The organism is Deinococcus metalli (genome assembly GCF_014201805.1).
GTDB classification, from domain to species: Bacteria; Deinococcota; Deinococci; order Deinococcales; family Deinococcaceae; genus Deinococcus; species Deinococcus metalli.
Window position 1 is genome coordinate 997,052 of record NZ_JACHFK010000001.1, and the last position, 14,125, is coordinate 1,011,176.

The following is a 14,125-nucleotide window of genomic DNA, read 5'->3' on the forward strand; positions in this document are numbered from 1 at the left end:
GCGCGGGGGAGCGTATGCTGGTGTCACCCATGAACGACGTTCTGGTCCAGGCGTACGAGTCGGCCCTGCCGGAATATGAGCGCCTGCGCGACGCGGCTGTGGCCGTCACGAACGCGCTGCTGCAAAGTTCCGGCCTGAACATCCATCACGTGACCGGCCGGGTCAAGCGCCCCGCCAGCCTCGCGGACAAACTGCTGCGCAAACCCGGACGCTACGGCGCGCTGGACGAGGTCACGGACCTCGTGGCGGTGCGCGTGATCACGTACTTCGAATCGGACGTGCAGGCGGTGTCCCGGCTGGTCGAGGAGCGCTTCGACGTGGACTGGGCGCACTCCATCGACAAGAGCAAGATGCACGACCCTGACCGGTTCGGGTACATGGGCGTGCACTACGTGGTGCGACCGCTCGGCCACGGCCCGGCCGACGCGGCCTTCGAGGACCACCCCTTCGAGATCCAGATCCGTTCCATCCTCCAGCACGCGTGGGCCGAGATCGAGCACGACCTGGGCTACAAGAACCGTGAGGCCGTGCCGCGTGAGGTGCGCCGGCGCTTCTACCGGCTGGCGGGCCTGCTGGAGATGGCCGACGAGGAGTTCATGACCCTCCACCGCCTGTCGAAGGACTATGCCGCGACCCTGCCCGAACGCGTGCACGACGCACCGGACAGCGTGTATATCGACGTGCAGAGCCTCCAGTACATGCTGGACGTCGATCCGGTACGTGACCTGGACACCCGGGTCGCCGCGGCGCTGAACGTGCTGCTGCTGACCGGTTGGCCCGACCCGGAACGGCCACAGCGGCTGGCCGGCCTGCTGCAATACGTGGGCGTGCACTCGGTTGGGGCGCTCCAGAAGGAACTGCGCCGCCACGGCCCGGAGATCGTTCAGTTTGCCGCCCTGCTGATGCCGCGCCTGCGCGAGACGTGGACGCCGGCGGGCGGCGCACGGCCCGGCACCAGCATCGTGCACTTCGGCCTGATGCGCGCGTGCGCCAATCCGGCCCTCGACCCGCGCGAGATCGTGAGCCTGCTCGACATGACCGGCGTCCTGAGCACCGCGCAGCTCATCAGCACGGTCCGCGACACCTACGCCGAGGCGACGGGCAGACGCGCCGGGTAAGGGCCGCGCGATCTACACGTGGCTCTGGAGCGCTTCGACGACAAGCCCCAGTCGTCGCCCAGATATCATCCAGGATGCTGCCGAGCGCGAGCTCAGACAGCGGCAACGTGCACTTCGACACCACCTTGAGCGTGCCATCCGGATCGGTGTGGGTCATCAGCACGATCAGCCGCCTCGCACCCGATGCCAGATCCATCGCGCCCCCCACGCCCAGCAGCGGTTTGCCCGGCACCGCCCAGTTGGCGAGATTCGCGTGGGCATCCACCTGCAGGCCGCCCATGACGGCCACGTGCACGTGGCCGCCGCGGATCATCCCGAAACTGTCCGCACTATCGAAATAGCTCGCGCCAGGGACCGCGGTCACGGGCACCGTGCCGGCGTTCACGGGGTGCTCCAGCGCGCCGCCGTTGTATGGAGCAGAGCCAACACCCAGCGTGCCGTTCTCAGTGTGCAGGTTCAGCTGCATCCCCGGGGTGATCAGGTCGGCGATCAGCGTGGGAATGCCGATGCCCAGGTTCACCACGTCGCCAGGGTGCAGTTCAGCCAGGGCACGCTGGGGCTGGTCGTGGGTCTTGGCTTCATGCACTCCGCCAGGCCGGGCTGGGGACGGTGAGGTGCCCGAGCGGTCTACCAAGGATGTCCAGCCGTGAGCGCGGCCACAGATGACCCCGCCTGACCTGCCGGACAGCCTGCCCCACTTCGCACCTCGCGCTTTCAGCTCACCGTTTTCCCCGCATCCAGCGAAGCCAGGAAGGCGCGGATGTGGTCAATGACGACCCGGGGCCTCTCCACACCGGTCAGGTGTGCCGCATCCGGGATCACGTGCAGGTCGGTGCCCAGCCGCGTGGCGAGGTCGCGGTTCAGGTCCGGCGGGGTGCTCTCGTCGGCCTCACCGCACAGCACCACGGCCGGCACGCTCAGCGCGGCCGTCTGCTCGCGCAGGTCGGCGTCCCGCAGAGCGGCGCAGGTGCCCACGTACCCCTGCGGCGACGTGCGGGCCAGCATGTTCACGTACCCGCGCGCCTCGGCGGGGCGACCCACGAAGAACGCGGGCGTGAACCAGCGGCCCACGATGCCGGGAGCGAGGTCTGCAAGCCGGCCGGCCCGCACGGCCTCGATCCGCTGCTGCCAGGCGTCGGGCGTGCCGATCCTCGCGCCGGTGCCGCACAGCACCAGTCCCGCGACGCGCTCCGGGTGGGCGGCGGCGACGTCCTGCGCGATCAGGCCACCCACCGACACGCCGGCCAGCACGGCGCGCTCCACCCCCAGGGCGTCCAGCAGGCCGATCAGGTCGGCCGTGTGGTCGCGCAGCGTGTACTCCCCGGGCGGTGCGTCCGACAGACCCTGGCCGCGCTGGTCGTACTGGATTGTTCCGCAGGTGCCGCCCAGCTCCGCGGCCACGCCATCCCAGATGCGGCCGTCGCTGCCCAGGGCGTTCAGGAACAACACCGTTCGCGCGCCGGGCCGTGGACGGTAGCGGACATGCAGGCTGACGCCGCGCACCTCGGTGAAGGGGGCCGGAACCGGGATAGACATGGGAAACCTCGGCTGGGAGAGGGTGTGCAGGGCCTGCCGGCGTTCGGACCGCCCGAACGCGAAGCGCGCGGCCCCGCCCGGCAGCGGCTAGGGTGAGGGTACACCCCGCGCCGCCCGGCCCGGAGTCCGAGGTGACATGGTCCTGCCGCATTCCACTCCCCCCGCCCCACGTCGCCCGACGCCCCCCCGGCGTACCCGCTCCACCCGATGAGCGTCCGCACGTCCTCGACCGCCCGCGCCGGACACCCGCCCGCCGCCGCGTCCCTGCGCGGGCTGGGGCTGTACGTGCTGGCCCTGGTGATCTTCGCCGGGCAGGACGGCCTGGCCAAGCACCTCGTGCACGCGCACTCGCCGGCCGTGGTGTCGGCCGTGCGCTTCAGCACGCAGGTGTTGCTGCTCTCCGCCCTCCTGCCGCGGCCGGTGCGCGCGGCGCCGCGGGACGTGGTGTATCCAAAGTGGCTGGTGCTGGCGCGCTCGCTGTGTCTGGCGAGCCTGACCGTGATCATGATGGGCGCGTTCGCGCGCCTGCCGCTGGCCGAGGCGACCGCGATCTCGTTCCTCGCGCCGCTGCTGGTCACGGTGCTGGCCGTGCCGCTGCTGGGCGAACGGCCGGGGCCACTGCGCTGGATCGGCGCCGTGGGGGGATTTCTGGGCCTGCTGCTGATCGTGCGGCCCGGCGGGCACCTCGATCCGCTGGGCGTGGGGCTGGCGTTTCTCGCGGCGGCCGTGAACACCGGCTACCAGCTGCTGTCGCGCGCGCTGCAGGGAATTCCGTCGCTGCATCTGCTGTACCACTCGGCCGTGACCGGCAGCGTCTTCGGAGTCTCAGTCGTGGTGCTCGCCCATCAGGGCGGTCCGATCTCGTGGACCGACCTCGCCCTGATGGGCGTACTGGGCCTCACGGGCGGCAGCGGGCACTTCCTGCTCACGGTCGCGTACCGCACGTCGGACGCGTCGCTGCTGGCCCCGCTGACGTACCTGCAACTCGTGTTCGCGGCGGTGGTGGGGTGGGTGGCCTTCCACCAGTTCCCGGACGCCATCGGCCTGAGCGGCATGGCACTGATCTGCGCGTCGGGGGTGCTGGCGGTGCTCGACGGCCGGCGCCGCCTCCAGCCGCCCGGCGACTGAGGAAGCGTCACTGCCCAGAGCGCAGGGCGGCGAAGGTGCGCCGCAGCAACCGCGCCGCCTCGGACGCGCGCACGCCCGGCGTGACGGTGGGCCGCGCGCCCCAGTGGTGGGCGAGCACGTCCGTGACGCCGCCCAGCGCGCCGGCCTTCGGGTTCGGCGCGCCGTAGACGATGTGCCCGATCCGCGCCTCCAGCGCCGCGCCGAGGCACATCGGACACGGCTCCAGCGTGACGACCAGCGTGCAGGCGGTGAGGTACGGCGTGCCGAGCGTGACGGCGGCCCCGCGCAGCGCCTCGAGTTCCGCGTGGCGGGTCATGTCGCCGCGCTCGCGGCTGCGGTTGCGGCCCCGGCCGACCACAGCGCCGTCCGGACCGAGCACGACCGCGCCGACCGGCACCTCCTGCGCGCGCCCTGCCTCGTGGGCGAGCGCGAGGGCCTCGCCCATCGCGGCGTGCAGCGGATCGGCCGCCTGGGCCGCGTCCTCACGCGCGCCGGCAGCCCACAGCGGCGGCGTCACGCCCACCCACCGCACCGCGCCGTCCGCCCCGACGAGCAGCGGCACCCGGTCGCGGTCCGCCCGCGGCACCCTGAGGTCCGTCAGGACGTCGCTGAGCTTGCGCGTGCCGCCCGCGAGGACGATGCGGTCGCCGTCCCGCCGCGTGCGGAGCCCCCAGCCGGCCGGCACGGGAAACGCCGGAAGCGGGAAGGTCACCGGGGCGGTGTGCAGCCGGCCGCCGCTCGCCGTGACGTCCCGTCCGCCCGGCAGGGTGACGTGGACGGTGCCGCCCGCGTGCAGGGCGCCGGCCAGCGTGTCCACGTGTCCGGCGTGCACGTCCAGCCGCGCCCGGACGAGTTCCTGCCGGACGTGGCGCCGCAGGACGGCGAGCGGCGCGCCCGTCCGGGGCGCGTGCGGCGTCAGTCCCTGTGTGAGGGCGGCCAACGCGGCGTCGTCCTGCGCCTGGTACCGCGCCACCCGGGCCAGCGACGCCTCCAGGCCGGGAAAGCGGGCTGTCAGGACGGGCATCACCGACGTCCGCAGCCACGCGCGGGTGTAGCGGGGATCGTCGTTTGACGCGTCCTCGCGCCAGTCCTGCCCGGCCGCCGTCAGGTAGGCCTCGATCTCGCCCCGGTCCACGTCCAGCCACGGTCGGCGCAGTGTTCCGCGCTGGGGCGCGATGCCGTTCAGCACGGGTTCGCCGCGCAGGAGCTGGATCAGCACCGTCTCGGCCTGGTCGCGGCGGGTGTGGGCAGTCAGGACGGCCGCGGCGCCGTGGGCCTTCGCCGCGCGGGTCAGGACGTCGTAGCGCACGCGCCGGGCGGCGTCCTCGAGGTTCCAGCCGCGCCGCGCGGCGACGGCGGCCACGTCCACCCGCGTGACGACCACGGGCACGTCCAGGCGGGCGGCGAGGGCCTGCACCCACGCGGCGTCCGCTGCCGAGTCCGGGCGCAGGGCGTGGTCGAGGTGGACCGCCACCACCCGCGCGTGGGCCGCGTGGAGCGCGAGCAGCAGCGCCACGGAATCCGCGCCGCCCGACACGCCGGCCACCACGGTCTGCCCGGCATAGGGCCGCAGCGGCTGTGCCAGCCGGGCCGGCAGGTTGGGGGGACGCGCGGGGGTGGACACGCCGGCATTGTAGGAAGTCGCCGCCCAGGACGCGACCCGGGGCGACCGCGAGAGTGTGCGGGATGGAACGCCGCGCGCGGGCCGCACCGGTAGAATGGCGCGATGAGTCCCCGCCCCGGTGCGCCCGCACCCCTGTTCGAGAAACGCAGCGTCGACGGCGAGCTGATCCGGCTCTCCGACCTGCGCGGCCGGCACGTGGTGCTGGTCTTCTACCCGCGGGCCGGGTCCGCCGGCTGCTCCATCGAGGCGCAGCGCTTCGAGACCGCCCTGCCGGAGTTCGAGCGGCTGGGCGCGGTCGTGATCGGCGTGAGCACCGACACCGAGGCCCGGCAGGCGCGGTTTCGCGACACCTGCCACCTGACCTTCCCGCTGCTGCCGGACAGCGACCGCAGCGTGTGCCATGCGTACGGCGTGCTGGGCGTCATCGGCGGGCTGCTGAACATGGCCGCCCGCGAGACCGTGCTGATCGACCCGCAGGGCGTCATCGCGGCGCGCTGGCGCAACCCGAATCCGGCCGCGCATGTGCCGGCGGTGCTGCGTGCCCTGGGCAGCGAGTCCGGCCACGCGCCGAGTGCGGTGCAGGGCACGTGAATCACGTGTCCGTGGTCACCCGCCGCTGAGGAAACGCAGCGACTCCTGATACAGCATCGCGGTGGTCTCCAGGCTCGCGAAGGTGTGTGTGCCGCCGGGAATGGCGGTCGCGTCGCAGCCGAGCGCGCGGGCGTAGCGCACGCCGAACTCCGGTGGGCACACGTCGTCCTCGTCGCCGTGGATCACGTGTGCCACGCCGCCCCAGCGGGCGGCGGCCTCCAGCGGCCGCTGGCGCAGCATGTCCTGGAAGAACGCGCGGCTGACCGGCCAGCCGCCCAGGTCCGCGACAGTCGCCGGGAGCTGACCCCCCGGCAGGCGCGGCAGCCACAGGTCGGGAAGCGCAGGCGCCCACAGCAGCAGGCGGTGTGCCCGCGCTTCCTGCGCGGCCAGCGTGGCGACCAGGCCGCCCATGCTGAAGCCCAGCAGCATCACCCGCAGGGGATCGATGCCGGGCTGCCGGCGCACGTACGCGCAGGCCTCCAGCGTGTCCTGCACCTCGGTGCCCACCGTGACGTCGCTGAACTCGCCCTGCGACTCGCCGCTGCCCCGGCAGTCGAAGCGCAGGCTGGCGACGCCGCGCGCGGCGAGCACGCGCGAGAAGCGCACGAACAGCCGCTGCGCCTCGGTGCGGTTGCCGGTGAAGCCGTGCACGAACACGACAGACGGCCAGCCGGACGCGGGGGCGTCGGTGTCCGGGGTGTGCAGCATGCCGTAGAGCCGGCTGCCGTCGACGCTGAACTGCGCGAAGTGTTCCATGTCCGGGATTGTGCCACCGCGCGGCCGCCGCACCCTACACTCCGCTCATGCCCTTCCCCGCCCTGCCCGTGATCCTCGACGGCGACCCCGGTCTGGACGACGCGGTCGCGTGGCTGCTGGCCGCCGCCAGCCCGGAACTCGACATCCTGGCCGTGACGACCGTACACGGCAACGTGCCGCTGGACCTGACCACCCGCAACGCGGGCGTGACGCTGGCGCTGGCTGGCTCGGCCGCGCCGTATTTCGCGGGGGCCGACCGCCCCGTGGTGCGCCCCGCCGTGACCGCCGCCGCGGTCCACGGCGCCACCGGCCTGCCCGCCCAGAACCTGCCGGAGCCCGCGCGACCGCCGGCGGAGGGCCACGCCGTTCACACGCTCATCCGGCACGCGCGGCAGCGACCGGGCGAGGTGACGGTGATCGCCACGGGGCCGCTCACGAACGTGGCACTGGCCTTCCGGATGGCGCCGGACCTGCCGGGCCTGCTGCGGGAAGTCGTGTGGATGGGCGGCAGCACCGCGCAGGGCAACCGCACGCCGGCGGCGGAATTCAACGCGCTGGCCGACCCGCACGCCGCGCACATGGTGTTCGGGTCGGGCGCAGCGCTGCGGATGGTGGGCCTGAACGTGACCATGCAGTGCATCGCCACGCCAGACCGCGTGCAGGCGCTGCGCGACCTGGGCACCCGCGCGGGCGCAGTCAGCGCGGAACTGCTGACCTTCTACGCCGGCGTGTACCGCGATCGCTACGGCCTGGACGGTGGCGCGCTGCATGACCCGCTGGCCGTGGCGGGCGTCATCTGGCCGGACCTGCTGGAGTGGGCGCCGATGGACGTGCAGATCGAGGTGCAGGACGGTGCGAACGTCGGGCGGACGACCTGCGACCTGTACGGCGTGACACGCCGGCCCGCCAACGCGCGGGTGGCGGTCGGGGTGGACGACGCCGCGTTCTTCGCGCGCCTGCTGGAGCGGCTGGCGACCCTGCCCTGAAGGGCGGCTGCGGCCGCTCAGCTGAAGTCGAAATCGAGGCTCAGACCCGCGATGCCGCGCGGCGCGGCGTGGGTGGCCTGCCCACTCGGCACCAGCGCCACGGTCTCCTCGCGAGCGGTGACGATACCGGGCGTGGGAACGGCCGGGTCCGGCGCACGGCGCAGCAGGGTCACGGTGCCCTGGTGGGCATTCACCCGCACGACCGCGCCGTCCTGCAACCACTCTGGGCGCCGGCCGCGCAGGCCCACGGCGGGCCGGCCCAGACCGCGCTCGTGCAGCGCCGGAGCCGACAGCGGGCCGGCGTGGTCGAGCACCACCGCGGCGGCGCCCGATAGCTGCGGCCGGTGCCACGGCCGCACGTCGCTGCACAGCGCGATCACGCCGTCCGGCACGGTCTGGCCGGGCGTCCAGGCGTACAGCTGGCCGTCACGCACCCCCGGCGACAGCGGCACGGCCGGGTACTGCCGGTCGACCAGCGTCCACGTGGGCGTGTCCGCGGCGGGCGTGTGCTGCAGGCGGCGCAGCTGGGTGAGGCCGCGCAGGGTGCCGGGGTCCAGGGTGCCGTCCAGGGCGTCGCGCAGTTCGGCCGGCGTCAGCCAGCGCGCGTCGGCCGGGCGGTTCAGCCACCCCGCACGGGTGAGGAGGGCCGCGCCCTGCACGGCGGCGCGGATCAGCTCGCGGCGGGCCAGCCGGGTGGCGCTCTGGTGGGCACGCAGCGCGGCGTGCTGTGCACGGGCGGCCTCCACCAGGGCGCGGGCGGCGCCGCGCCGGGCGCCGGTCAGGGTGGTCTGGAGCTGCTGCAGGGCCGCGCCGGCGACCTCGCCGCCCGGGCCGCTCCCCGCGTCCACGCCGCACAGCAGTTCCAGGTGTAGAGCGCCGCGCTGGTCGAGCCAGTGCCACGCCACAGCCCGCAGCGCCTCAGTGGCGAGCACCGCGTTGTAGGTGCTGAGGGCGTCGGGGTCGTCACCCAGGCGGTGCATGGCGCGAGCGAGCCGGGTGGCCGGCGTGGCCCGGGTCTCACCGACCGGCACCGCAGGTACGGCGGCGCGCGGCCCCAGCGCCGCCTGGTGCAGGAAGTCCGGGCGGGGCCGGGGCGGGGGCGCCGCCGGCACGTCCGGCTCGGGCGTCACGCCGAGGGCAAGCTGAAAGGCCAGGGCCTGCTCGCGGCCCAGCGGCGCGGTCAGGGTCTCCAGGTGCGCGGCGTGCAGGAACAGCCGGCCCTCACGCTGCGCGAGCAGCCGCGTGCTCAGGCCGTCCGGGTCGGTCAGGTTCAGGGCCCGCAGCAGGGTCCGGACCCGGCCGTGCACGCTCAGCCGCACGATTCCGAGTTCCAGCGGACACAGCGCGGCCGGATGGTCGTCCAGGGGAAGCCACCGGGGGGGCGTCCGGGTGGGAGCGGGGGCAGCGGTCATGGGCCGTCCTCATTGTGGCCTCAACATCGTCATGCTGCAAGTCAGGACCGGCGATCCTGCCGCGCTGCACCGGCCCTGATGAGCTGCCCGGGCGGTCAGGGTTCTCATCAAACCGCCACAGCTGAACGGCAGGTCAGGACAAGGCGTGAAGTGCCTGTCTCCGCGCTCGTCCACGGAAGATCAGACGCGCCCCCGCCCCACGATGCACCCGACAGCTGTCTGGACAGGCGAGATTTTCGCGCTAAGCACGCATTCCGTCGGCCTGCCACGCCGAGGAGGCGTAGTGTAAGCTCGGCAGGTATGAACGTCATCGGCAAAGTGACCGTGCTTCCCCAGCTGCCGCCCAGCCTGTCGCGGCTGTCCGAGCTGGCCTACAACCTGTACTGGTCGTGGACCCCACACGCCCAGGCGCTGTATCAGGATCTCGATCCGTCATCATGGGAGCGCTTCCAGCACAACCCGGTGCGCACGCTGCTGGACGTGCCGCAGTCCCGTCTGGATGAAGTCGCCAAGGACCCGGCGTACCTGGCGCGCTACACGCAGGTCATGGCGGATTTCGACGCGTACATGGGCAAGACGGACACCTGGGCCAGCCGGAATGCGCCGGCCATGAAGCCCGTCGCGTACTTCTCCATGGAGTACGCGTACCACGAGTCGCTGCCCATCTACTCCGGCGGTCTGGGGGTGCTGGCGGGCGACCACTGCAAGAGCGCGTCGGACCTCGGGATTCCGTTCACGGCGGTGGGGATGCTGTTCCACCAGGGGTACTTCACGCAGCTGTTCGACAAGGACGGCTGGCAGAACGAGAGCTACGAGGAACTCGACCTCACGACCCTGCCGATCACGCCGGCCCTGACGCCCGGCGGCGAGGAAGCGCGCGTGAGCGTGCAGATCGGCAACCGCGAGGTGCACACCCGCATCTGGAACCTGAACGTGGGCCGGATCAAGGTGCTGCTGCTCGACACGAACGTGCCCGAGAACAGCGAGGACGACCGCAAGCTCACCGCGCGGCTCTACGGCGGCAACCAGGAACTGCGGCTCCAGCAGTACGTGCTGCTGGGCGTGGCGGGGATCCGCGCGCTACGTACCCTGAACGTGCCGGCCGACGTGTACCACATGAACGAGGGCCACGCCGCGCTGCTGTCGCTGGAACGCGTCCGCGAGCAGGTGAGCGCCGGCCTGGACTTCCGCACCGCGCTGGAAACGGTGGCGAGCAGCACCCTGTTCACCACGCACACGCCGGTCGCCGCCGGCAACGACGCCTTCGGCTACGACCTGGTCGACCGCTACCTGGGCCGCTGGCCGGGGATGCTCGCGACCACCCGCGACGACCTGTATGCCCTGGCCAAGCACGAGCAGGTGTGGGACAACCACCTCGTGCCGACCTTCTCCATGACGGTCTTCGCGCTGAGCATGAGCCGCGCGGCGAACGGCGTGTCGGAACTGCACGGCGAGGTGTCGCGCAAGATGTGGAACTTCCTGTACGAGGGCGCCGAGCCCGAGGAAGTCCCGATCGGGCACGTCACGAACGGCGCGCACAACCTGACCTTCACGTCGCAGGCGATGCGCGACCTGCTGTCGACTGTGCTGCCCGCCGACTGGACCGAGCGCCTGGAAGACGAGCAGATGTGGACGGCCGTGGAGGGCCTCACCGAGGAGCAGCTCAGCGGCGTGCAGCTCGTCATGAAGCGCGAGATGATCGCCTTCGTGCGCGCCCGCATGCGCGAGCAGATGCTGCGCAACGGCGCGTCGGCCGCCGACGTGGCCGCCACCGACACCCTGCTCAGCGAGAACGCCCTGACCATCGGCTTCGCGCGGCGGTTTGCCACGTACAAGCGCGCCACGCTGCTGTTCCGCGACCGCGCGCGCCTGAGCCGCATCGTGAACGACCCGGAGCGCCCGGTGCAGTTCGTGTTCGCCGGCAAGGCCCACCCCGCCGACAACCCCGGCAAGGCCTTCATCCAGGAGATCTACAAGGTCTCGCAGGAACCCGAGTTCCGCGGCAAGATCGTGATCCTGGAGAACTACGACATGAACGTCGCCCGGCACCTCGTGCAGGGCGTGGACATCTGGCTGAACAACCCGCGGCGCCCGCTGGAGGCGTCCGGCACCAGCGGCATGAAGGCGTCGTTCAACGGCAGCCCCAACTTCAGCGTGCTGGACGGCTGGTGGCGTGAGGGCTACGACGGCACGAACGGCTGGCCGATCGGCGAGGAGCGCGAGTACGCCGACCTGAACGTGCAGGACGACGCCGACGCCTTCAGCCTGTACCAGACGCTGGAACAGGACATCGTGCCGCGCTACTACGGCAGCTCAAGCGGCGCCGAGTCGTGGGCGCACACGGTCCGGCGCGCCATCGAGACGTGCTCGCCGCGCTTCTCGATGCAGCGCCAGGTGATCGACTACGTGCAGAGGTACTACGTGCCGCTCGCCTCGCGCGGAGAGCGCGTCGCGGCCGACGGCGCCGCGCAGGCCCGCGAGATCGCCGGCTGGAAGACCTGGGTGCGCCAGCAGTGGCCCTACACCAGCGTCACCGCCCAGGCGGCCCTGCCCGTCACCACGCAGCCCGGCCAGACGGTGCCCGTGACCGCGCAGGTGAACGCTGCCGGCATCAACCTCGACCAGTTGCGGGTCGAGGCGGTGCTCGACCGCAGCGGGCACATCACCCGCGTGCCGCTGGCCAGCCAGGGCGACGGCACCTTCCGCGCGGACGTGCCGCTCAAGGACAGCGGGTTGTACTCGGTGGGCGTGCGCATGATTCCCGAACTCGACGGCCTGAGCAACGACCTCGAAGCCGGCCTGATCAAGTGGGCGTGAGCCGCCTGGCCTGACCCCACGGCCCCGACCGCCCCCGCGCCCCTGTGGTGTCGGGGGCGGTGTCGTGGTGGCAGACGGCCGCCGAGAACGGGTACGCTCGGGCATGAGCGACGATCCGAACGGTATTCCCCAGGAACAGTACGAGCGCGGTCTCGTCAAGCGCCGGCATGTGATGGGCGAGCAGTATGTGAGCGCGGCCCTCGATCCGGACGCCTTCGGCGCAGACTTCCAGCGGTTTCTGACCGCCTACGCCTGGGGCAGCGCGTGGGGCCGCGGCAACCTCACGGATCGCGAGCGGCATCTGGTGACCCTGGCGATCCTGGCCGCGCTGGGCCGCGAGAAGGAACTGGAGGGGCACATCCGCGCCACGGCGAACACCGGGGTCAGCGAGCGCGACCTGAGCGACGTGCTGCATCAGGTGGCGGTCTACGCGGGGGTCCCGGCCGGCCTGAGCGCGGTGAACACCGCCCGGCGGGTCTTTGCCGCGCGCGACGCCGATCAGGGGACGTAAGACCTGACCTGATGCTTTAATGCCCCGGTGCGTCTGAATTCCCTGCCCCCCCTGCCCGCCGTGGCACTGGCCATGCTGAGCATCCAGGGGGGCGCGGTCTTCGCCAAGATGCTGTTCCCGCAGGTGGGGCCGACGGGCGCGACCGCGCTGCGCGCCGGCCTGGGCTTCCTGCTGCTGCTGGCGCTGTTCCGCCCGAACCTGCGGGCGCTGGGCCGCGCCGACTGGCTGGCCATCGTGCCCTACGGAGTGGTGCTGGGACTCATGAATCTGGTGTTCTACCAGGCGCTCGCCCGGCTGCCGCTGGGGCTGGCCGTCACCCTGGAGTTCGTGGGGCCGCTGGGCGTGGCCCTGCTGCTGTCACGCCGCGCCATTGATTTCGTGTGGGTGGCGCTCGCGGCGCTCGGGATCGCACTGATCGCCCCGCACAGCACCGTCACGGCCTCGACGGTCGATCCGCTGGGGGTGGCGCTGGCACTGCTGGCCGGGGTGTTCTGGGGCGCCTACATCCTGCTGGGCAGCGTGGTGGGGCGCCGCGTGCCGGGCGTGACCGGCGTCACGGCCGGCCTGCTGATCGCGTCGGTGATCAGCGTGCCCCTCGGGGTGGCGCATGCCGGCGCGGCGCTGCTGTCGCTGCCCGTGCTGGCCGCTGGGCTGGGCGTGGCGGTGCTCTCGGCAGCGTTGCCGTTCAGCCTGGAGATGAGCGCCCTGCGCCGCCTGCCGGCCCGCACCTTCGGAATCATGATGAGCGTGGAACCGGCCTTCGGGGCGCTGAGCGGCCTGATCTTCCTGCACGAGCACCTGACGCTCACGCAGTGGCTGGCGATGCTGTGCGTGATCGTGGCGAGCGCCGGGGTGCAGCTCACTCAGAACCGGACGGACGTGCCCGTCACGGCGTGAACGGCACGCCGCGCCCTCAGCCCTGGGCGCGGATGAAGGCCCGGTAGGCGCTGGGCGTCAGGCCGACGGCGGCGCGGAAGGCGCGGGTGAACGCGCTGTGATCGAAGTACCCGCACTCGACTGCCACCTGCGCGACGGGTCGGTCGCTGCTCCGCAGGAGGGCGGTGGCGGCGTCCACCCGCACCCGCGTGAGGAGCTGCGTGGGCGTCAGGCCATAGACCCGCCGCGTCTGGCGCTCGAAGGCGCTCACGCTCAGGCCGGCCGTGCGGGCCAGCTGCGCCACGCTCAGCGGGCCGGCATACTCGGCGTGCAGGCGCGAGACGGCGGCAGCCAGCGCGCTGGCGTGGGCGGCGGGCAGCGCCAGGTCGCGTGACAGGCCCACCAGACCTACGGCCGCCCCGCGCTCGTGCAGGGCGCGCTTGGTGGTCAGGCACCAGCCCGTCTGACCGCCGGGATACAGGTGCAGTTCCAGGTGCTCGGTCAGGTCGTGTCCGGCCAGCACCCGTGCGTCCTGCCGGGTGTACGTTGTGCCGAGTCCACCGGGAAACACATCCTGGGCCAGCCGGCCGATCAGCTCCTCCTGGCGGGTCAGGCGCAGGCGGGTCAGCAGGGTGCGGTTGGCGTACAGATAGCGGCCGTGCGCGTCCTTGACGAAGGCCACTGTATCCGGCAGGACGTCCAGCAGGTCGGTCAGACCCGCCAGCGTGGCTGCTGGAAGGGAGGACGTAGGAAGCAGACCCATGCCCATG

At 72.5% G+C, this 14,125-nt stretch carries 13 protein-coding genes; 7 read left to right on the forward strand and 6 right to left on the reverse strand.

Annotated elements, in window-relative coordinates; translation table 11 throughout:
• Positions 1 to 29 precede the first annotated feature (29 nt).
• On the forward strand, positions 30 to 1,118 hold the full coding sequence (locus HNQ07_RS04870) for a GTP pyrophosphokinase (RefSeq protein WP_184109727.1): 1,089 nt from the start codon (positions 30 to 32) through the stop codon (positions 1,116 to 1,118).
• On the opposite strand, the gene HNQ07_RS04875 is transcribed toward HNQ07_RS04870, so the two are convergent.
• On the reverse strand, positions 1,066 to 1,704 hold the full coding sequence (locus HNQ07_RS04875) for a CoA-transferase (protein WP_229831719.1): 639 nt from the start codon (positions 1,702 to 1,704) through the stop codon (positions 1,066 to 1,068). The genes HNQ07_RS04870 and HNQ07_RS04875 overlap by 53 nt on opposite strands.
• 128 nt (positions 1,705 to 1,832) lie before the next feature.
• Positions 1,833 to 2,654 carry a 3-oxoadipate enol-lactonase gene (gene pcaD, locus HNQ07_RS04880; protein ID WP_184109728.1) on the reverse strand — a complete coding sequence of 274 codons (822 nt, stop codon included), beginning with the start codon at positions 2,652 to 2,654 and terminating at the stop codon, positions 1,833 to 1,835.
• A gap of 207 nt (positions 2,655 to 2,861) precedes the next feature.
• On the opposite strand from pcaD, the gene HNQ07_RS04885 reads away from it, so the two are divergent.
• Positions 2,862 to 3,782 carry a DMT family transporter gene (locus HNQ07_RS04885; RefSeq protein ID WP_184109729.1) on the forward strand — a complete coding sequence of 307 codons (921 nt, stop codon included), beginning with the start codon at positions 2,862 to 2,864 and terminating at the stop codon, positions 3,780 to 3,782.
• Positions 3,783 to 3,789: 7 nt separating this feature from the next.
• Here the strand turns inward: HNQ07_RS04885 and tilS are convergent, their stop codons facing one another.
• Entirely contained in the window at positions 3,790 to 5,406 is a 1,617-nt protein-coding gene (tilS, locus tag HNQ07_RS04890; protein ID WP_229831718.1) for a tRNA lysidine(34) synthetase TilS, read from the reverse strand.
• A 102-nt stretch (positions 5,407 to 5,508) separates the two neighbouring features.
• On the opposite strand from tilS, the gene HNQ07_RS04895 reads away from it, so the two are divergent.
• A complete protein-coding gene (locus tag HNQ07_RS04895; protein ID WP_184109730.1) occupies positions 5,509 to 5,997 on the forward strand; it encodes a peroxiredoxin in 489 nt (162 codons plus the stop codon).
• A 15-nt stretch (positions 5,998 to 6,012) separates the two neighbouring features.
• Here HNQ07_RS04895 and HNQ07_RS04900 read toward each other — a convergent pair whose 3' ends face one another.
• Positions 6,013 to 6,753 carry an alpha/beta hydrolase family protein gene (locus tag HNQ07_RS04900; protein ID WP_184109731.1) on the reverse strand — a complete coding sequence of 247 codons (741 nt, stop codon included), beginning with the start codon at positions 6,751 to 6,753 and terminating at the stop codon, positions 6,013 to 6,015.
• Positions 6,754 to 6,800: 47 nt separating this feature from the next.
• Here HNQ07_RS04900 and HNQ07_RS04905 point away from each other — a divergent pair, with 47 nt between their 5' ends.
• A complete protein-coding gene (locus tag HNQ07_RS04905; protein WP_184109732.1) occupies positions 6,801 to 7,739 on the forward strand; it encodes a nucleoside hydrolase in 939 nt (312 codons plus the stop codon).
• 17 nt (positions 7,740 to 7,756) lie between these two features.
• Here HNQ07_RS04905 and HNQ07_RS04910 read toward each other — a convergent pair whose 3' ends face one another.
• Complete coding sequence (locus HNQ07_RS04910) at positions 7,757 to 9,151, reverse strand: hypothetical protein (protein WP_184109733.1); 1,395 nt, start codon at positions 9,149 to 9,151, stop codon at positions 7,757 to 7,759.
• A 300-nt stretch (positions 9,152 to 9,451) separates the two neighbouring features.
• Here HNQ07_RS04910 and glgP point away from each other — a divergent pair, with 300 nt between their 5' ends.
• The 3 genes from glgP (at position 9,452) to HNQ07_RS04925 (ending at position 13,376) form a co-directional block, all read left to right on the forward strand.
• Positions 9,452 to 11,968 carry an alpha-glucan family phosphorylase gene (glgP, locus tag HNQ07_RS04915; protein WP_184109734.1) on the forward strand — a complete coding sequence of 839 codons (2,517 nt, stop codon included), beginning with the start codon at positions 9,452 to 9,454 and terminating at the stop codon, positions 11,966 to 11,968.
• A 103-nt stretch (positions 11,969 to 12,071) separates the two neighbouring features.
• Positions 12,072 to 12,479, forward strand: coding sequence for a 4-carboxymuconolactone decarboxylase (pcaC, locus tag HNQ07_RS04920; protein WP_184109735.1), 408 nt, complete (start codon positions 12,072 to 12,074; stop codon positions 12,477 to 12,479).
• 27 nt (positions 12,480 to 12,506) lie between these two features.
• Complete coding sequence (locus HNQ07_RS04925) at positions 12,507 to 13,376, forward strand: EamA family transporter (RefSeq protein WP_308430859.1); 870 nt, start codon at positions 12,507 to 12,509, stop codon at positions 13,374 to 13,376.
• Between the two features lie 16 nt (positions 13,377 to 13,392).
• On the opposite strand, the gene HNQ07_RS04930 is transcribed toward HNQ07_RS04925, so the two are convergent.
• Complete coding sequence (locus HNQ07_RS04930) at positions 13,393 to 14,118, reverse strand: helix-turn-helix transcriptional regulator (RefSeq protein ID WP_229831717.1); 726 nt, start codon at positions 14,116 to 14,118, stop codon at positions 13,393 to 13,395.
• Positions 14,119 to 14,125: the final 7 nt, after the last annotated feature.